Origin of the sequence: Thiomicrorhabdus chilensis DSM 12352 (assembly GCF_000483485.1) — a bacterium.
Classification (GTDB): domain Bacteria; phylum Pseudomonadota; class Gammaproteobacteria; order Thiomicrospirales; family Thiomicrospiraceae; genus Thiomicrorhabdus; species Thiomicrorhabdus chilensis.
The window spans coordinates 704,548-724,013 of sequence record NZ_KI519609.1; the positions used below are offsets into that span (position 1 = coordinate 704,548).

The window sequence follows — 19,466 nt, forward strand, 5'->3', positions numbered from 1 at the left end:
TAGAGTGGCAGGCATGTGATGGACGACACCCTAAATTACATGCTTTGAATCAGTGGAGATTAATTGACGCGGTCGCAGAATGTTTAACGGCTGTATTAATTCTGATAATTAATTTGTGTTTACGGAATTTTGCCTTTAAAGTTCGTTTTAATTCCATTTTTATTTATGTAGGTATTTACAGTTGTATTGCTCCTCTGCCCTGAAAAAGAAACATAAACCCCAACCTCCTCTTTTACGTCAGTCGGTCATTGCTTTGGCATTGATCTCGATCAGTCAATCACCCATGGCTGAAGACAGGCTTGAGTTCAAGTCTCAAACCGTTTATGGCGCAACCGGCTTATTGACCATTCCAACTGCGGATGTCATGGACTATGGCAATGTTTCAATGAGCTATAACAATTTTTTGAATCCGGAATACCAATCTTTAGATAACCGTGAAGCGCAGAACTTTTTGTTTGGTGTGGGCGTATTTCCTGGGCTGGAATTGTTTGGGCGGTTGGCCGAAGTACATGAGAAGGGTTATCAGACCCATACCTATGGCAATTTTGATAGTCGAGATTTGATTGGTAATGTGAAATATAAATTGCCTTTGCCGTCCAGTTGGCCTTCTTTTGCAGTGGGAATTCAGGATGCGGCAGGTTTGGCTGTAAAAGAAAGGCGTTATTATGCGACTTCAACATTTCATAGCCGATTTGTCGACGCGACTTTAGGTTATGCCCAAAAAGCCTTGGACTCGCGCCATGATGAGATGCTGGATGGTGTATTTGCAGGCCTGGATGTAAAAGTAAGTTCGTTTGCAAAAATTCAAGCAGAGCATGACGGTTTGGAGCAACGTGCCGGAGTCGCCTTTAACTGGGATCAACCTTTTGGTTGGGATATGAACTTGATGGCCTCAAGTGTTTTGTATTCCTCTCTGGAAGATGAAGATCCCAGTTTCTCTATTGGTTTAAATATACCTTTGGGTCGAGCCTCGTCTAGCAAAAATGACTCGCCTGATTATAAAGCCGAACAAGCGAGTCAGACGGAATATATCTCTGATAACTCTAGCCAGAAAACGGCTTATATAGCCCAAATGTCTGGGGCTGAAGTGTCTTCTGTAGAGCGCCAAAATGCAGAAAAAACCGTATTGAATAGATTGGAAAGTGAATTTGCATTGTTTCCCGGAAATGAAGTTATTAATTCTGAAATTTACACTGAACAGGGCAATGTGGATGAACAGCTTATGTCTTGGGCGGAAGGCTTTAAAGCTAAATTGATTGAGGCAGGGTTTGAGCATTTAACCTTCTCTTACGATCCAAACGCTTCGACTTTGTATCTTTCATATCAGAATCGTGCTTATGCACATGGCGAGTTTGCCGCACTTAAAGCTTTAATGACAGAGCTTAAAAACCAGTCCGGAATTGAGCGATTCAAGCATATAGAAATTCTGACCGTTAAAGAAGGGCAGCCGCTTATGGCCTTGTCGGTTGAGGTTGACTGGTTGTTGGAAAATGAAAAAGGTATAAGTAAGTCACCGACGTCAACGCAGTTTAGGGTGCAGTTCGCGAATCAGTTTCATCATAAGGGCCGTATATTGGCCTCATCAGGCAAGCAGGAGTGGCTGGACATAGAAGTTTCGCCTGCGTTTAAGGCTTTCTATGGTCATGAATATGATATTTGGGATTATTCACTGGCTTTAAGAACCAATTTCAAGGTTCCGTTATGGCAAGGTGCTAATGCCAGTCTGGTGCATGAAATGCCGGTTGCCCACAGCTATAATTTCAATGACGGCGAGGTGTTCGACGACAGTCGTCATGAAAGTCGTTGGAGTGAACTGATGTTGCACCAAACAATCCAGCCTCTGCCAAGTCTTTTGAACACCACTTCGGTAGGGCGTTTGCATGTTTATGATCGTCCTTATAATGCCTTGATCAACACCACTCGCTGGTATGGCTGGGGCGGTCAGCATCAGTTTTACGCGCAGTTTGGGAAACTGTACGGCGAACTTTATGGGCCTAATGATTACCGTCTTGCCGATCGTGAGATTGAGGTGTTGGGATATGAGTATTTGTGGAGCTCTTTGAACTTGGCCTTGAACTATGAGTATGGTCAATATTATGAGCAGGATCTTTCCAGCAAGGTGACGCTCAAGTCCTTTTTGGGAGATACCACGGTCAATCTTCAATATGTCCAATCGGACTTAGGCTGGTCTAAAGTCGGCGTAGGCATCAGCTTCCCGTTTTGGGGGCAAAAGAAAATTGAATTGGGGCCGGTGTCGATCTCCGGTGATCAAAATTGGACGCATCAAATCGTCACCACGGTGGATGATCCATCTGGAGAAGGTCGTAACCTAACCAGCGCCAATGCCAACTATGTTAATGTCGGTTTGAATCCTTGGATTTCTCAAACCTTGCATCAGGAAGGAATGCAGCATGGGCGTTTCACGCCGGATTACATTCAAAAACATGTCGATTATTTGCTGAATTGAAGTAATGCATTGCTTAATAAAGAATTTTTGCGTGTGTTTGCGTAAATAGAATTGACAAAATAAATTGTAAAAGGTGTAATTTCATAGAATTTGAATGGTTTTGTGGTTGCAGACAAATGCGGCTATGAACAGACTTAATGAAAGAGGAAAAATCATGAAGGCAAAGAAGATAGTATTGGCCATGTTTGCATCGGCCGCGATTGCGAGTATGACTGGGTGTTTTAGCAGTAGCAGTAGCAGTAGTTCAGATCCGGATACGACTACAGAAAGTGGTTCTGTTGTTGACTGGTACATTGAAGGGGCGTTTGTATTTGCCGATTTCAATGATAATGGCGTTTACGATGCAGCTTCAGATGTGGCCGCAGAGGCTCTAACGGATGCGAATGGTGATTTCACTCTTAATATTCCAAGTTCTATGGGATCGGATTATGTGATCGTTTCCCAGGGTGGTACGGATACGGCAACCGGAACGCCGTTCAATGGTGTGCTTAAGGCTGCCCCAGGCGCAACAGCCGTTACTCCTATCTCAACTCTAGTTCAGACAGTAGGTGATGAAGCGCTGGTACGTTCTTTCTTGGGATTGAGTGCGGATGCGGATCTGTCTGCTGACCCGGCAACCAGCACGGAGCTGTTTGCGGCTTCTCAGCAAATCGTTTACTTGGTGTCTGCGCTTGCGGGACTGGTTGATTTGGCTACGATCGAACCTGCAGGTGTGGATGATCAGTTATTGACCTACTCCAACAGTGTGGTTGAAGCATTGTCAGCTTTGATTGCCGGTGGTGCGACGACTTTAGATGCCACTTTGATTGAAAATACAATTCAGGCCGTAGCCACAGATTTGACAGGGGCAGCAACTGATTTTGATGCACTTTTCAGTAAGACAACCACTATTCTTAATAAAGTTGATGATATTGGCGATGATGCATTGCTACTAACTGAAGTGACGGTTGCCGGAGCTACGTCAATCCAGGATGACGTTGATAATTTTGTTGATAATATCGATGATACTGTGCCAGGCGGTTTGGTACCGGTAGCAGTTGATGCAACAGAGTATTTGGATAACGATGACGTGGACTACATCACAGGTGTAACCGGTACGGAAACAATTTAAGAATTGTTTTACACAAAAAAAAACCTCCTTCGGGAGGTTTTTTTTTGTGTAAAACCAGCTTTTAAGTAGGTTTTTTAATAAAAATATGCTTATATAATTTGCTTATTCTAAATAATAAAAACGAATATTTTGGAGATGGGATTGGTGGTGTGTTTGGCTTTGAAAAAAATAAGGCAATCGAATTGGTTGCTGATGTTGGTTTTTTTAAGTTTGCTGAGTGGGGTGGCGAGTGCTTCTACTCCCGACTTGAAGCAGATTGAACTGTTTCAATCTTTGCCCAAAGCCCAACAGCAAAAATTGCTTGAGTCCCAAGGGCTCAGTCGGGATCTGTTGAATCCCATTGCACCAGAACAAAGCGAATTGGAACCCGTTAAAGATACGGTTCAACCTCTTTCTTTTGATAAAGAAAAGGGCTTGGAGGATTCAGCATGGCAAAGTAAATCAGAAGGTTTTGATGAAACCTCACTAAAACTCAAGCGATTCGGTTCCGAATTGTTTGCAGGTAAGCCCACCACTTTTGCCCCCGTGAATGATATTCCGGTTCCGACCGATTATGTGTTGGGGCCTGGCGATCAGCTGAAGGTTCAATTGTTTGGAGCCAAGAATCATGTTTATGAGTTGGTGATTGACCGTAACGGCCAAGTCAATTTTCCAGAAATTGGCCCGGTCAATTTGGCCGGTTTGAGTTTTTCTGAAGCCAAAGTGGCGTTATCTAAGCGTGTTGAAAACCTAGGTATGGGGGTGAATGCTAGTATCACGATGGGCAATTTGCGCTCATTCCGGATTTTTGTCATGGGAGAGTCCAGAACTCCGGGGTCCTATTTGGTGAGCGGCATGGCGACGATGACTCATGCGCTGTATGTAAGTGGCGGAATATCCGACATCGGAACCTATCGCAACATTCAATTGAAGCGAAAAGGAAGGCTTATCGCGAGTTTGGATCTGTATGATCTTCTGGTGAAGGGGGATAGTCAGGATGATGTACGGCTGCAACCGGGCGATACCGTTTTTATTCCGACGGCTGGAAGTTTGATTTCCCTTCGAGGAGAAGTGAGCAGGCCTGGTATTTATGAACTGAAAAACGAAAGCCGTCTGGAGAGCCTTCTTGCTCTTGCTGGTGGCCTTAAAGCGACCGCCTACAAGAAAGATGTTTTGGTGACTCGCATTGCAAAGAATGGCTTAGCCAACGTTAAAAGCATCGATTTGAGTACCAAACAAGGAATGCGTTCTCTATTGCACAATGGTGATGAGATTGACGTGAAACGTGTCTCTGAGGATTTGAATAACGCGATAGATGTGGTTGGTGAGGTGACGCACCCTGGAACCTATTCCTGGTCGGAAGGGCTTTCTTTGGGGCGTCTTTTGAATGGTTATCGTGATTTTAAGCGTCAAGCCGACCTGGGTTATCAGATCATTCTCCGTCAGAAACAAATCGGCAGCGCTTATGAAGTCATTACTACTGATTGGTCGAAAATTCATCAGGGGCGTCATGAGGATGTTTTGCTGTGGCCTCAAGATCAGATATTCATATTGAATCGTGACGACAGTGATTTGCGTCGAGAATTCATTGATTTGGTATTGGAAAAACTCCAACAGCAGGCAACCAAAGAAAATGTGTCTAATGTGGTTTCTGTGAGTGGAATGGTGCGTTTTCCGGGTTCCTATCCGTTAGGGAAAGCTGACCGCATTCAAGACCTTATTCGTGCCGCAGGCGGCTTAAGAGAACAGGCAATGCTGAATGGCACGGATTTGGTGCGTTATGAAGTGGCCGAGGGTGAAAAAAGGGAAGTGGAACGTATCCATTTCAATTTGGATTTGGCGATGCAGGGCGATAGCCAGAATAACTTTCTTTTACAGCCTTTTGATCAATTAAGCATCAAGCAGGTGTCGGACTGGTCTGATGCGGCACAGCAGGTCACAATTAAAGGCGAAGTCCGCTATCCCGGTACCTTTACGGTTTCTCCCGGAGAAACGCTGGCCTCAGTGATTGAGCGTGCCGGAGGCTTTACCGAGTGGGCGGCCCCTGAAAACACGGTGTTCACGCGTGAGCAGTTAAAGGTTCAGGAGGAACGTGAGTTAGCTCAGCTGGCCATAGAGCTTGAGAAAAACCTCTTGTTGGCGGCGCGTCGCGATGCCGGAATCATGGAGAAGGATACCGGGCCGGCGATGATAGCCATGGGGCAGGCTTTGATTGATAAGATCAAGCAGACGCCGGCCATCGGACGACTGGTTGTCGGTTTCGATCCTGATAAGTCTAAGCGTTATGCGTCGACCATGGCGGTAGAGATGCGGGATGGTGATGTGCTTTATGTGCCTAAACGTTCCGACGAAGTGGTGATTATGGGTGAGGTGTCGCGAACCATTTCGGTGATACATGAAGAGGGCAAACGTGCGACCGAATACATTGCCATGAGCGGTGGTTTGAGTAAACGTGCTGATGCGAGTTCGATTTACGTTGTACACGGTGACGGGGCCATTGACCGACTTGAGCTGGGTTGGTTCAGCACAGACGAACATCTTAAAATCCTGCCTGGGGACACCATTGTGGTGCCAATGGATGTGGAAAGCATCAATCCGATTATAACTTGGACTAATGTATCCAAAATATTGGCTAACTTCGCGGTTTCCGCCGCTACCTTGAAAACGATTGGGGTGTTTGATTGATGAGTCACCACCAGAATACACATGAGAGAGTCAATCAGTCGGAAGGAGTAAGACTAACTGCTGCTGACATGGATGATGAAATCGATTTGGCTGAATTGTTTTCGGTTTTGGCAAGACGTAAATGGTTCATTTTTCTATTTAGTTTTGCCGCAATGCTTTTTGCAGCTTTGATTGCCTTGCAGCTCCCTAATCAGTATCAGGCTAAGGTGCTTATGGTGCCGGTCAATACCGGGTCATCAGGTGGCCTGTCAGGTCTAGCTTCCAAATACGGTGGTTTAGCAAGCATGGCCGGTATCGATCTGCCTTCTTCACAGGGAGACCTTAGTCAGCAGGCTATCAGTGTGTTGAAGTCCAGAAAATTTATTAATGATTTTATTGTCTCTAATAAACTTAAGCCTGTTCTATTTTATGAAAGCTGGGATCAAGAGCGCCAGGCTTGGAAAGAAAAAAAACCAGGCTTGATTGATGAAGTCAAAGCTTCACTGGGGTTGCCTGATTCCAATCCGGTTAATTATGCTGGGCAAGAGTCGCTTACGCCGGGTGAGCCCTCTTTATGGAAAGCCTATAAGCTGTTTGATAAGGAGGTGATGAGTGTCAGTGAAGACAAGAAAAGTTCGGCTATCACCCTCTCGATTCAGTGGTATGACCCGGTTAAGGCTCGTGATTGGGCAAACCAGATTGTGGATGATTTGAATGAAAGGCTTCGCAATGAAACCATCGAAAGTTCAGAACGTACCATCAAGTATCTTAAAGAGCAGATTCAGCAGACCAATTTATTGGAGTTGCGTGAAATTTTATTTGGCTTGATTGAAGAGCATGTTAAAAACATTACGCTTGCAAAAACTCATGCCGAGTATGTTTTCAAGGTGATTGATCCTGCTGTGGTACCGGAAGAGAAATCTAAACCTAAAAGAGGCTTGATGGTCGCTGTAGCTTTTGTTCTGGGGTTGATGTTATCCATTTTTATTGTGTTGATTCAGAATTGGAGAGCGAATTTAAGCCAGCCTAAATAACTATTCCTCCTAAGTTTCTAACCTCAAAAACCGCAGTGGAAGTAAATTCCCTGCGGTTTTTTCCTTTGTCCGCTCTGGCTTTCTCATCCACGGTTAAAAAAACTGTCATTACTCGGTCATTTTTCTTTCAAACAAGCGCCGTATAGTGGTTTGAATGGATACGAATCGACTCATTCTCGCTTTTCTTCGTCATGGTGAATACCACCAGAGCTTGAGCACGCCCAGTGCTTTTCAACCTTATCCACTGACCGATGGCGGTCGGCTGCAGTCGGTTTCAGCGGCTCAGCAAATAATTGCGTTTGCCGAGCATCAAGCATTGTCAATCCATCCTGTCATTCACAGTTCCAACCTGCTTAGGGCTTGGCAAACCGCCGATGTTATCGCACAAAACCTTGCCTTTAAGGCATTGATTCCAGAACGGAAAGTGGAGTCTGACGCTCAATTGAATGAGCGCTCTGTCGGGGCTTTGGCCAACCTGACCTTGAGTCAGATCGAAACGGTTGTGAAAAACGACCCTCGACATAATCCTTTGCCCGAGGGGTGGAAGTCTGACAGTGCGTTTTGTTTGCCGGTTGATGGCGCTGAATCATTGCTGCAGGCGGGTCAAAGAGTAGCCGATTTTATCGAATCGCAATGCATTTCGTTGTTGTCCGAGCAGGATGAGGATTGTCTTAAAATCATGGTCGGGCATGGCGCGGCCTTTCGTCATGCCGCTTATTTGATGGGACTGTTGTCGTTTGAACAGGTCTCCCGCTATTCGATGCACCACGCTTCTCCGATCTATTTTGAATTGACTCTGGGCGCAAATCATTCCGTTTCTTGGCGGCACTTGGCCGGTGACTGGAAGCTCAGGTATACCGATTCAAACGATTCTCAACCAATCCTTATTGATTAAACAAGGAAAACATGATGCATTCGATGTTACAAAGTTCTATTGAATGGAAGCCTGAATTTGACTTTAAGGTGCCGGTTGATAACTGGATGGCACCCCAAAAAGACACCTACTTCTTTTGCGATTTGCATGCGGATGCTGAGGCTTTTTTGCGTTCCTTGAAACTCAGTGGGTTGGTTGCCGAAACAAGCAGTCTGGAATCCGTCAAATTGACCGCTAACGGTCACAACGGAAAGGTTGTCATCGGTGGCGATTGCTTTGATAAGGGTCCCAGTAATCTTGCGCTTTTTAGGCTGATTGGAGCCCTTAGAGCGTCCGGTCTTGACCTGGTCTTGTTGGCTGGAAATCATGACATTCGAATTTACGCAGGCCTGTTGGCAATGAATTTCATGGATGATGTGCGTCAATGCCATTTTTTTGTCCGCATGGGACGTAAAACTGCCAAATTGTTTGCCGAGATTTTTCAGCAGTATTGTCAAGGAGAGTCCATTCTTGAGAAGTCGGACGAACAGATTGAAGCGGAATTGTTTCCTACTCAGGAATGGTTTGAACATTTTCCGGAGTATGCATCCGGCTTTATGACGGAGAAAAAGATTCGAAAAGAGATTAAGCAGATCCGCAAAAAGCGTGACGATTTTATGCAGGCCTGTCAGGAATACGGATTGAGTTTGCAGCAGGTTTATCTGGCTGCGCGTAAAGCCAAATCTCTGTTTGTCGATAAACAGGGTGAGTTCAGTTGGTTCTTCAATGAATTAGATCTGATGCATGTCTCAGGCAGTTATGTGTTCAGTCATGCCGGTTTGGATGATCGCATGGCTTGTCGATTGGTGAATGAGGGTAGTGAAGCTTTGAATGTGGAGTTCCGCCAGCAACTGTCTCAGGGGCGGATATTCCAAATGTACTACAGCGAATTTGGCAATGTGTTCCGAACCAAATACCGGGAAAACGATTGGCCGCTGACGGAGGCCGGAACCCAGTGTCTGCGTGATCATCACTTATTTGCGATTGTGAACGGGCATCGAAGCCATGAGGCCGGCCAGCAACTGTTTGTGCGATATGGCATGCTGAACTTTGAATGCGATACCCAGCTCAATGCCAATTGTCGTCAAAAAGCGAATATGCCAGTGCCAGGAGAAGCGGTGACCATATTCAGTTCTGATGGTTTAGTTTCCGGGCTGAGTGGCGATTTTCCGGCGATAAAACGTTTTCACCCTAATCAGTTGAAGTCTTGAGCTCTGACACTGGAGTAGCATATAGAAGTGAGGCCTAAAATATTGCAAGGTTTTGCTTTTAATAGCATGATCGGTAGTAATTAGAAAAAAATGGGAGGTATATTCTCAATTCGGAGAGGTATGTATTAAATGGTTTTGAATTGATATATGAGGATTGGTACGACCGAGTGGATTCGAACCACCGACCCCCACCATGTCAAGGTGGTGCTCTAACCAACTGAGCTACGGTCGTACAATAGAAGGGTATTTTTAAGTCGAGAACTTAAAAATGGTACCAGTGGGCGGACTCGAACCGCCACGCTATCACTAGCATCGGATTTTGAATCCGACGTGTCTACCAATTTCACCACACTGGCTTTGTAGTGCGGGGCGGATTATAGATTTAACCGCTTTGCCTGTCAAGTCTCCTGCCGAGAATAAATCACTTTTATTGGATTTAACTATCAAATCGTTGTGCAAACGGGAGTCAGGCCTAAACAAGCTATCGAGTTTATTAGTGGCTTGATAAAAAAATGTGTTTTGACCTTTTGATAAGGTTTCTTAATAATCCACATTCACAAATTTTTATGAGTTAGTCCGCTTTGAAGAGAAATAGTTGATGGCGATATTGAAGAGTCTTGATTACAGGGAAAGGTGGGTCATTTACGTCAGGTCGGTTTTGCTGGCTATGCTGTTGATCATGCCGTTTGCCTATATACAGTTCAGCCAGGTGCAGGCGCACATGGAGTGGTCGTATTTTATTATGCCCGCTTTGGCCTCGTTGTTTGTGGCGCTGCTGCTGATTAAGATCAAGCTGTTGCAGTCGGATATGGAACGTAAGAGTTCGTTGTTCAAAGCTGCAGTGGATTTCAGTCTGGAATTCACCTATGTTCGCTCGGTAAAGGGCGAGTATGAATATGTGTCGCCTGCGGTACTGGAGATGACCGGTTATACACAGGATGAATTTTATGCCAAGCCCAGCTTTATGGATTCTATTATCCATCCGGATGATCGGGATTTGTGGCATGGCCATGTACACCACGTTAACAGTAATGGCGAGGCGGAAAATATTGAGTTACGGATTGTCACCAAAAGTGGGGCGATTCGATGGATACAGCATTTGTGCGGCCCGGTACATAATAAAAAGGGCAAAGTCATCAGTATCCGTTCCACCAATATCGATATTACGGAGCGCCGCCTGACCGACGACAAGCTCAAGAAAATGGGCTTTTATGACCCCTTAACCAATTTGCCAAACCGACGCTATATTTCGGATTATCTGGCCGATTTGATTTTGAACGATCACACCGAAGAGGAGAGCCATGAGTTTGCGGTCATGTTCCTGGATTTGAACCGCTTTAAATACGTGAACGACGCTCACGGCCATACCGTTGGCGATAAGTTGCTCAAACAGGTCGCTCAGCGTTTTCAGAACAGCTGCATGAGCACCAATAACGGAGTGATAAGCCGCTTTGGTGGCGACGAGTTCGTCATTATCAAAACCGGAGATGTGTCGGTAGAGGCGATCCAGGATTGCGTGATGCAGATGAACCAGATGCTGGAAGAGCCTTTTGTTGTCCAAGGACACAACTTGAGTGTCGGCGGCAGTGTTGGGGTGGCCGTCTATCCGCATGACGGCATGGATTCGGAAATCTTGATCAAGAATGCCGATGCGGCGATGTTTCAGGCCAAGAATCAGGGCTTGACGATGAAGTTCTTTTCGCAGGAAATGGCCGAGCACGCCTCTAATATGGTGGGCTTGCAGACCCAGCTGAAAAATGCCTTGCATGATGGCTTGATTCAGCCGCATTATCAGCCTTTGGTGGATATGAAAACCGGGCAGACCATCGGGGTTGAGGTATTGGCCCGTTGGATCAATGTCGACGGCAGTCAGGCTCCTTCGCCCGGTGTGTTTATTCCGGTTTCGGAGGAAACGGGGCTGATATGGTCGCTGAGCGAAGTCATGATTTCACAGGCGGGACGACAGATCAAAAAATGGCAGGAGCAGGGTATTAATATGAAATACTCCATCAATGTCTCCGCCCGGCAGTTCGCGGACGATAACTTCTGTAACCAGGCCATTAACCAATTTAAGCGTTTGGGTGTCGACTCCTCTTCCGTGCAGATAGAGCTGACCGAAACGGTATTGTTGAACAATATTGAGCGCAGTATCGAAAAAATCCACCAGTTGAAGGCCGAAGGTTTTTCCATCGCCTTAGATGATTTTGGAACCGGCTTTGCCTCTTTGCACTATTTAACGCAATTCCCGCTGGATACCTTGAAGGTTGATCGTGCTTTTGTGGTCAATATACTCGAAGACAAACGCCAGTATGCGATCGCACGTTCCATTATCAATCTGGCGCACGATCTTGATTTAGTGGTGGTGGCCGAAGGCATTGAAACCGAAGAGCAGCGCCAATTATTGGCCGACTTGGGGTGTGATATCGGTCAGGGTTATCTGTTCAGTCGCCCGGTCGCGCCTGAAAAAATTTCCTTAAGCCATATTGGTGGTCCCGACAGTTACATCCCTTTTGGTGCGGTCATTCAATAGGCTGTGTTGAATTCGGTTTCGATAAAATGAGCAGGCCTGGTGGCTCGATTTTTCCCTTTTGGCGGCCGATATTGGCTAAGCGCTTGAAAACGGGTGGGAATTGAGCGAAAATACCGGGCTTTATTTATGGACGCCGGTACGCTTTGAGATTCCTTCGAAGTGGCGAATTTCCCTCGTGAAAAGACAAGACTTTTTCTTTGATTTACCTGAAGCATTGATTGCCCAACAGCCGGCCGCCCAGCGCCGAGACAGTCGATTGCTCGTTTTAAACCCCAATGTCGAGCCCGAACAAAGCCTGGTTGATGGCCAGTTCCCCGATCTGCTGAACTATCTAAACGCCGATGATTTGCTGGTGTTCAATAACACCAAAGTGATTCCCGCGCGCCTTTATGGCCAGAAGTCGAGTGGTGGCAAGGTGGAGTTGCTGATTGAGCGAGTGGTAGATCAAAATACCCTTTTGAGCCATGTGCGTTCCAGCAATGCCCCGAAAGCCGGTGCAGTCCTGACCATAGAAGGGTCGTTTGACGTTGAAGTGCTGGGGCGCGAGGGTGCGTTGTTTGTCTTAAAAGTGCTGTCCGAGCAAAGTGCTTTGGATTTGATTGAAGCGCACGGCCATATGCCGTTACCGCCGTACATCGAACGTGAAGATGCGGTCGAAGACAAAGAGCGCTATCAAACAGTTTATTCTGCCAAGCCCGGCGCGGTGGCAGCCCCAACAGCCGGGTTGCATTTTGATGAAGCGTTGTTGGAGGAGATTCAATCCAAAGGCGTGCAGCTTGGTTTTGTGACCCTTCATGTCGGCGCAGGTACTTTTAAGCCGGTTCAGGTGGATGATATTTCCGAACACGTGATGCATTCCGAGTATCTTGAGGTGGATGCGGAATTGGTAGAGAAAATTCGCCAGACTCGTGCTAAAGGCGGGCGGGTGTTTGCTGTGGGGACCACCAGTGTGCGCTGTTTGGAGAGTGCCACCCGTTTCAGTTCCAGTGGTGAAATTGAACCCTACCAGGGTGAAACCGATATTTTTATTACGCCGGGTTATGAGTTCAAACAGGTTGATGGCCTGCTCACCAATTTTCATCTGCCCGAGTCCACTTTGATTATGCTGGTATCGGCTCTGGCTGGTTATGAACATACCATGCACGCTTACGCCCATGCGGTCGAGCAACAATATCGTTTTTTCAGCTATGGTGATGCCATGCTGATTTTACCCAAACAACCGGTCGCTTAGACAGCCTGACCAGTAAGGAAATCCGATGGAATTTGAGTTAGATAATATGGATGGACGGGCTCGTCGAGGCCGATTAAAATTTGAGCGCGGGATCGTTGAAACCCCAGCGTTTATGCCGGTGGGAACCTACGGATCGGTAAAAGGCATGACGCCCGAAGAGGTCAAGGCAACCGGCGCGCAAATCATTTTGGGCAATACCTTCCATCTGGCGTTGCGTCCGGGAACGGATATCATCGAACTGCATGGCGATCTACACGACTTTACTCATTGGGATGGGCCGATTCTAACCGATTCCGGCGGCTTTCAGGTCTTCAGTTTGGGCAAGATGCGCAAAATCAAGGAAGAGGGCGTCACCTTCAATAGTCCGGTTGACGGTGCCAAGATTTTCATGGGGCCGGAAGAATCGATGGAAGTTCAGCGAAAACTCGGTTCCGACATAGTGATGATCTTTGATGAATGTACGCCGTATCCCGCCAGTCATGAGGTGGCAAAAGAGTCGATGCAGCTTTCGATGCGTTGGGCAAAGCGTTCCAAGGAGGCGCATGGCGACAATCCGGCCGCCTTGTTCGGCATCGTTCAGGGGGGGATGTATGAAGATCTGCGCATCGAGTCGATAGATGGTTTGAAACAGATCGGTTTTGATGGTTATGCCATTGGCGGCCTGTCGGTGGGCGAGCCTAAAGAAGAAATGATGGCGACCTTGGATTACACCGAGCCGCATATGCCCAAGGATAAACCGCGTTATTTGATGGGCGTCGGTAAACCTGAAGATATTGTCGAGGCGGTGCGTCGCGGGGTGGATATGTTCGATTGCGTCATTCCGACCCGCAATGCGCGTAACGGCTTTTTGTTCACCTCCGAGGGGGTGGTCAAGATTCGCAACGCCAAGCACAAGATCAGCCTGTTGCCCTTGGATCCGCAGTGTGATTGTTATACTTGCCAGAACTATACACGTTCGTATTTACACCATTTGGACAAGTGTCATGAAATTCAGGGTGCACGTTTGAACACCATTCACAATTTACATTATTACCAGACGTTGATGAGCGGCTTGCGCCAAGCGATTGCCGATAATCAATTGGATGCATTTGTTGAGGACTTTTATGCCGGAATCGGGCAGACGGTTCCTGTCCTATAAAGCCGGCTTTGATAGGGTGTGCGATTTTATTCATAAAAAATGAGCAGGCCTGGTGAATTTTAGCAGATTTTTACTATCAGCTGTGCCACAATATGGCCACAGCAAAGCGCTTTAAGCTTTGAATGTTATTTATTTAGGAGAGGAAGAATATGAGTTTTTTTATTAGTGATGCAATGGCAGAAGGCACGGCAGCGGCTCAAGGTGGCGGCTGGGAAGGATTGATTCCTTTGGTTTTGTTGTTTGTGGTGTTTTATTTCCTATTGATTCGTCCTCAGCAGAAAAAAGTCAAAGAGCATAAGGCTCTGGTTGCGGCCATTAAAAAAGGTGACGAAGTGGTTACTTACGGCGGTTTAGGCGGCAAGGTACGTGAATTGAGCGAAACCTTCTGCGACATCGAAATCGCGGACAATGTCGTGGTTAAAATAGAACGTCAGAATATTTCGCGTTTGTTGCCAAAAGGTACCTTGAAAGGCGAATAATCGTTGCAGTTCAAACAAAGGGGCATCAGGCCCCTTTTGTTGTTTCATAATCCTTAAAAACTGGATTCCAAAAATGTTTCAAACACAGCAGAAAGTGATTGCCAATCGTTATCCGGCGTGGAAATACCTATTGTTGGTATTGGTGACGGTGATCGGTTTAGTTTACGCCATGCCAAACTTGTTTGGCGATGACCCCGCGGTACAGATTTCGCCAGCAAAATCGGTGATTTTCAATGACGAAACCGAGCAGCAGGTTTCACAAATTCTCTCTCAGGCCAATTTGGCGGTGAAAACATCGGTATTCGAAAACGGCAAATTTTTGATTCGTTTTGAAAACACCGAAGATCAGCTTAAGGCCAAATCCTTATTGAAAGAAAGTTTGGGGCGCAGCGCGGTTGTGGCATTGAACCTGGCTCCGGCTACGCCGGACTTTTTGCGTGCCTTGGGTGCCGAGCCCATGTACCTTGGTTTGGACTTGCGCGGCGGGGTTCACTTTTTAATGGATGTGGACATGGATGCGGCTGTTGAGAAAGCCTATCTGCGTTATGAGGATGAAGTAAAGGGCGTATTGCGTGAGAACAAAATCCGCTACCTCAGTGCCGATTACGAAGAGGAGGCGCTGTGGGTCAAGTTCCGCGATCTTGAAACCATGCAGGCCGGCTTGGCTTTGCTTCAGCGTGAATATGCTGATGAGTTGACGGCACTTGAAAAGACCGATACTGCGTCCCCGATGGTCTCATTGAACTTGTCGTCAAGTGCCATCGCCGAGACCAAGAAGTTTGCTCTACAGCAGAACATTACCACTTTGCGTAACCGTATCAACGAACTGGGTGTCGCCGAACCGGTCATCCAGCAGCAGGGCGACCGCCGAATTGTTGTGCAGTTGCCGGGTGTGCAGGATACCGCCCGCGCCAAAGAGATTTTGGGTGCGACAGCGACGCTGGAATTCCGTTTGGTTGAGGAGCGTGGGGATGCGTTCCGAGCGGAAGAAACTGGTTATGCACCGCACGGCTCTAAACTCTATAAGTTCCGCGATGGTACGCCTTTATTGCTGAAGCGCAGTGTCATCGTCAGTGGTGAAAATGTCATCAATGCTCAGTCGGGCATCGATCCTCAGCAAGGCTCTTCAATGGTCAACGTCACCTTGGACGGAGCCGGTGGGCGCAAGATGCTGGCGACCACCAAAGAGAACGTCGGCAATCGCATGGCGGTGGTTTATATCGAAAACCGCGTCGAGACCATCGAGCAAGATGGTGACAAGGTCAAAAAACGTATCACCACCAAAGATGTGATTAATGCGGCGGTGATTCGCGGACAGTTCGCCAACCGCTTCCAGATTACCGGATTGGATTCGCCTCAGGAAGCTCAGGATTTGGCGTTACTGCTGCGTGCCGGTGCTTTGGCGGCTCCTATGGAAATCGTTGAAGAACGTACCGTTGGGCCTAGTTTGGGGCAGGACAATATCAACCAAGGTTTCATGTCGGTCGTTGTCGGTTTCATTTTGGTTCTGATCGTGATGGCCTGGCGTTACAAAACATTCGGCATGGTCGCCAATTTGGCTCTGACCTTGAATTTGGTGGTGATTGTCGCGGTCTTATCGATGCTGCAAGCCACCTTGACCTTGCCCGGGATTGCCGGGATCGTCCTGACCGTGGGGATGGCGGTGGATGCCAATGTGCTGATTTTTGAGCGTATTCGCGAAGAGTTGCGCAACAGCTCCATTCAGACGGCGATTTACTCCGGTTACGAAAAGGCGTTTGTGACCATTGCCGATGCCAACATCACCACCTTGTTGGCGGCGATTGTTCTATTCAGTTTTGGTACCGGACCAATCAAGGGCTTCGCCATTACCTTGTCGATCGGGATTTTGACTTCGATGTTTACCGCCATTTTGGGAACACGCGCCATCATCAATACGATGTACGGCAACAAACGTGTTGAAAAACTCTCTATTTAGGATGCTGGCATGAGTGAAATGACGATGGAAAAACAGATTGATTTTATGGGCAAACGCCAGCTCGCCTTGGTGTTTTCGGCCTTTTTGATTATCGCCTCCTTTGCGGGCTTGTGGGTCAAGGGGTTAAACTTTGGTATCGATTTTACCGGCGGTACCTTGATCGAACTTTCCTATCCGCAATCCGTGGATTTGGCCGAGGTGCGTAACGATTTGGCGGATGCAGGTTACGATGAAGCGGTAGCACAGCATTTTGGTTCGGCAACCGATGTGCTGATCCGTATCGCACCGCGAGAAGGAATGAATTCGGCACAGCTGAGTAACCAAGTGATGGATGCGTTAGAAGCCAGCACGGAGGAGTCGATTACTTTGCGACGCGTTGAGTTTGTCGGTCCGCAGGTAGGCGACGAATTGACCGAAGACGGGGCCCTGGCGGTGCTTTATGCATTGATAGGGGTGCTGATCTATGTGGCTTTACGTTTCGAGTGGCGCTTTTCGGTCGGGTCGGTCGCGGCGCTGGTGCATGATGTGGTCATCACTTTGGGGGTTTTCGCCTGGACGCAGACACAGTTCGACTTGACGGTATTGGCGGCCATCCTCGCGGTCATCGGTTATTCCTTGAACGACACCATTGTGGTGTTTGACCGGGTGCGCGAAAATTTCCGCACCATGCGCGAGGGCGAGCCGGTGGAAGTCACCAATGTGGCGGTCAACCAAATGCTATCGCGTACCATCATGACCTCCTTGACCACCTTGCTGGTGCTGCTGGCGCTGTTTTTTCTGGGGGGTGAAATCATCCACGGATTTGCGTTGGCCTTGATTGTCGGTGTGGTGGTCGGGACCTATTCTTCGACCTATGTGGCCAGTGCCATTGCACTTGTGATGGGTGTGTCCAAAGAAGACTTGATGAAAGCTCCTAAAGAGGGCGTTGATAACGAGCAGGAAGAGGCCGAATTGCAGCGATTATTCCTGGAACAGGAAGCCAAACGCGAAGCACGTGAGCTGGCAAAGGCGCATCGTTCGGGTAAAAAGACAGATACCGAAGACGAACAATAGCAAAATCAGCAGGCCTGGTGATGGGATGTCGCTAGGGATTGGCCAGACAAGGAATTTGTCTGGCTTTTTTATTTGAGAGAAATGAAATGTCGTTACAGTTAGAAACCAGTAAACGCAGAACCTTTGCGATTATTTCCCACCCGGATGCGGGTAAGACCACGGTCACTGAAAAGTTGCTTTTATATGGTGGTGCGATTCAGATGGCCGGAGCGGTCAAAAGCCGAAAGACCGACCGTGCGGCCACGTCGGACTGGATGAAAATGGAGCAGGAACGCGGAATCTCGGTGGCTTCATCGGTGATGCAGTTCCCCTATAAAAATGTCATGATGAACCTGTTGGATACTCCGGGTCACGAAGACTTCTCGGAAGATACCTACCGCACCTTGACGGCAGTGGATTCGGCTTTGATGGTCATTGACGTTGCCAAAGGGGTCGAGGATCGAACCATCAAGTTGATGGAGGTGTGCCGCCTGCGTGATACCCCGATTCTGACCTTTATCAACAAGCTTGACCGTGAAGGGCGTGATCCGATCGATCTGATGGACGAAGTGGAAGACATTTTGAAAATCAACTGTGCTCCGATGACGTGGCCGATTGGCATGGGTAAACGCTTCAAGGGCATCTACCACCTTTATAGCGATACCATTCGTCTGTTTGCGCAAGCAGACGGCCAGCGTGCTGGAGAAGGGGAGTTGATTAAGGGGTTGGAAAACGCCCGACTCGACGAGTTGATTGGTGCTCAGGCCGAGGAACTGCGTGAAGAGATCGAATTGGTGCGCGGTGCCAGCCATGAATTTGAACTGGATGCCTTTCTTAAAGGTGAATTGACTCCGGTGTTTTTCGGATCGGCGGTCAATAACTTTGGTTTGCAGGAGTTGTTGGACGGCTTCGCCCAGTATGCGCCGCCACCGAAAGACCGTGCTACCGAGACGAGGATTGTTAAGGCGGATGAGGATAAACTGACCGGCTTCATTTTCAAGATTCAGGCTAATATGGACCCTCAACACCGCGACCGTGTGGCCTTTATGCGCATCGTTTCCGGAAAATACGAGAAGGGCATGAAGCTCAAACATGTGCGTATCGGCAAGGATGTCAAAATCGCCAAGGCGATCACCTTCTTGGCGAATAAACGCGAGCAGGCGGAAACGGCTTATCCGGGTGACATTATCGGTTTGCATAACCACGGCACCATCAAGATCGGCGACACCTTTACCGAAGGTGAGAGTTTGAAGTTCACCGGCATTCCGAACTTTGCTCCGGAGCTTTTCCGACGTGCTCAACTTAAAGATCCGATGAAGATGAAAGCTTTGCAGAAAGGCTTGACGCAACTATCGGAAGAGGGGGCGACTCAGTTGTTCCGCCCAATCGCCAATAACGATCTGATTCTGGGTGCGGTGGGGATACTGCAGTTTGAAGTAGTAGCGCAGCGTTTGAAGGATGAATATAACGTCAGCTGTATTTTCGAACCGGTCAATGTCAATACCGCACGCTGGGTGGTGGGTGATAAGGCTGAAATCGACAAATTCCTGTCCAAGGTGCGTGACAATGTCGCTTATGATGCGGCCGACCAGCTGGTCTATATCGCTCCGACCCGCGTTAATCTCTCATTGACCGAAGAGCGCTGGCCGAATCTGCAGTTTGTGGCGACCCGCGAACACTGATTGTAAGGGTCAGTGACGTAAAAAGCCCCGTAAGAATT

At 47.7% G+C, this 19,466-nt stretch carries 13 protein-coding genes and 2 tRNA genes; 13 read left to right on the top strand and 2 right to left on the bottom strand.

The features are described 5' to 3' along the window. Positions 1 to 181: 181 nt before the first annotated feature. From B076_RS0103330 to B076_RS12025, 6 genes are all read left to right on the top strand, one after another. Positions 182 to 2,467, top strand: coding sequence for a YjbH domain-containing protein (locus B076_RS0103330; RefSeq protein ID WP_028486053.1), 2,286 nt, complete (start codon positions 182 to 184; stop codon positions 2,465 to 2,467). 154 nt (positions 2,468 to 2,621) lie between these two features. After that, positions 2,622 to 3,578 (top strand): hypothetical protein, encoded by a 957-nt coding sequence (locus B076_RS0103335; RefSeq protein ID WP_157753502.1) that lies wholly within the window; start codon positions 2,622 to 2,624, stop codon positions 3,576 to 3,578. A 192-nt stretch (positions 3,579 to 3,770) separates the two neighbouring features. Next, on the top strand, positions 3,771 to 6,242 hold the full coding sequence (locus B076_RS0103340) for an SLBB domain-containing protein (protein ID WP_169721403.1): 2,472 nt from the start codon (positions 3,771 to 3,773) through the stop codon (positions 6,240 to 6,242). After that, on the top strand, positions 6,242 to 7,255 hold the full coding sequence (locus B076_RS12015; protein ID WP_084205700.1) for a Wzz/FepE/Etk N-terminal domain-containing protein: 1,014 nt from the start codon (positions 6,242 to 6,244) through the stop codon (positions 7,253 to 7,255). The genes B076_RS0103340 and B076_RS12015 overlap by 1 nt, the downstream gene beginning before the upstream one ends. Positions 7,256 to 7,409: 154 nt before the next feature. Then, positions 7,410 to 8,150, top strand: coding sequence for a histidine phosphatase family protein (locus B076_RS12020; RefSeq protein WP_038150381.1), 741 nt, complete (start codon positions 7,410 to 7,412; stop codon positions 8,148 to 8,150). Positions 8,151 to 8,164: 14 nt separating this feature from the next. After that, entirely contained in the window at positions 8,165 to 9,379 is a 1,215-nt protein-coding gene (locus tag B076_RS12025; protein ID WP_245566306.1) for a metallophosphoesterase family protein, read from the top strand. A gap of 155 nt (positions 9,380 to 9,534) precedes the next feature. Here the strand turns inward: B076_RS12025 and B076_RS0103365 are convergent. Beyond that, positions 9,535 to 9,611, bottom strand: a tRNA-Val gene (locus B076_RS0103365). Between the two features lie 37 nt (positions 9,612 to 9,648). Continuing rightward, a tRNA-Leu gene (locus tag B076_RS0103370) sits at positions 9,649 to 9,735 on the bottom strand. Positions 9,736 to 9,977: 242 nt separating this feature from the next. Between B076_RS0103370 and B076_RS0103375 the strand changes: the two genes are divergently transcribed. From B076_RS0103375 to B076_RS0103405, 7 genes are all read left to right on the top strand, one after another. Then, positions 9,978 to 11,909 carry a putative bifunctional diguanylate cyclase/phosphodiesterase gene (locus B076_RS0103375; protein ID WP_028486056.1) on the top strand — a complete coding sequence of 644 codons (1,932 nt, stop codon included), beginning with the start codon at positions 9,978 to 9,980 and terminating at the stop codon, positions 11,907 to 11,909. 175 nt (positions 11,910 to 12,084) lie between these two features. Continuing rightward, the gene (queA, locus tag B076_RS0103380) at positions 12,085 to 13,140 is read left to right on the top strand and encodes a tRNA preQ1(34) S-adenosylmethionine ribosyltransferase-isomerase QueA (protein WP_028486057.1); all 1,056 of its coding nucleotides are present in this window, start codon (positions 12,085 to 12,087) and stop codon (positions 13,138 to 13,140) included. 25 nt (positions 13,141 to 13,165) lie between these two features. After that, entirely contained in the window at positions 13,166 to 14,278 is a 1,113-nt protein-coding gene (gene tgt / locus B076_RS0103385) for a tRNA guanosine(34) transglycosylase Tgt (protein ID WP_028486058.1), read from the top strand. Positions 14,279 to 14,427: 149 nt separating this feature from the next. Beyond that, on the top strand, positions 14,428 to 14,757 hold the full coding sequence (yajC, locus tag B076_RS0103390) for a preprotein translocase subunit YajC (RefSeq protein WP_028486059.1): 330 nt from the start codon (positions 14,428 to 14,430) through the stop codon (positions 14,755 to 14,757). A 73-nt stretch (positions 14,758 to 14,830) separates the two neighbouring features. Beyond that, on the top strand, positions 14,831 to 16,714 hold the full coding sequence (gene secD / locus B076_RS0103395) for a protein translocase subunit SecD (protein ID WP_028486060.1): 1,884 nt from the start codon (positions 14,831 to 14,833) through the stop codon (positions 16,712 to 16,714). A gap of 9 nt (positions 16,715 to 16,723) precedes the next feature. Continuing rightward, the gene (gene secF / locus B076_RS12030) at positions 16,724 to 17,767 is read left to right on the top strand and encodes a protein translocase subunit SecF (protein WP_038150382.1); all 1,044 of its coding nucleotides are present in this window, start codon (positions 16,724 to 16,726) and stop codon (positions 17,765 to 17,767) included. Between the two features lie 86 nt (positions 17,768 to 17,853). Then, positions 17,854 to 19,428: a peptide chain release factor 3 gene (locus B076_RS0103405; protein WP_028486061.1), complete on the top strand. Its 1,575-nt coding sequence runs from the start codon at positions 17,854 to 17,856 to the stop codon at positions 19,426 to 19,428. Positions 19,429 to 19,466: the final 38 nt, after the last annotated feature.

Bases quoted from the DNA above. Each gene is read 5' to 3' on its own strand.
- B076_RS0103335 (WP_157753502.1), top strand. From the start codon at position 2,622: ATGAAGGCAAAGAAGATAGTATTGGCCATGTTTGCATCGGCCGCGATT.
- B076_RS0103340 (WP_169721403.1), top strand. From the start codon at position 3,771: ATGTTGGTTTTTTTAAGTTTGCTGAGTGGGGTGGCGAGTGCTTCTACT.
- B076_RS12015 (WP_084205700.1), top strand. From the start codon at position 6,242: ATGAGTCACCACCAGAATACACATGAGAGAGTCAATCAGTCGGAAGGA.
- B076_RS12020 (WP_038150381.1), top strand. From the start codon at position 7,410: ATGGATACGAATCGACTCATTCTCGCTTTTCTTCGTCATGGTGAATAC.
- B076_RS12025 (WP_245566306.1), top strand. From the start codon at position 8,165: ATGCATTCGATGTTACAAAGTTCTATTGAATGGAAGCCTGAATTTGAC.
- B076_RS0103375 (WP_028486056.1), top strand. From the start codon at position 9,978: ATGGCGATATTGAAGAGTCTTGATTACAGGGAAAGGTGGGTCATTTAC.
- tgt (WP_028486058.1), top strand. From the start codon at position 13,166: ATGGAATTTGAGTTAGATAATATGGATGGACGGGCTCGTCGAGGCCGA.
- yajC (WP_028486059.1), top strand. From the start codon at position 14,428: ATGAGTTTTTTTATTAGTGATGCAATGGCAGAAGGCACGGCAGCGGCT.
- secD (WP_028486060.1), top strand. From the start codon at position 14,831: ATGTTTCAAACACAGCAGAAAGTGATTGCCAATCGTTATCCGGCGTGG.
- secF (WP_038150382.1), top strand. From the start codon at position 16,724: ATGAGTGAAATGACGATGGAAAAACAGATTGATTTTATGGGCAAACGC.
- B076_RS0103405 (WP_028486061.1), top strand. From the start codon at position 17,854: ATGTCGTTACAGTTAGAAACCAGTAAACGCAGAACCTTTGCGATTATT.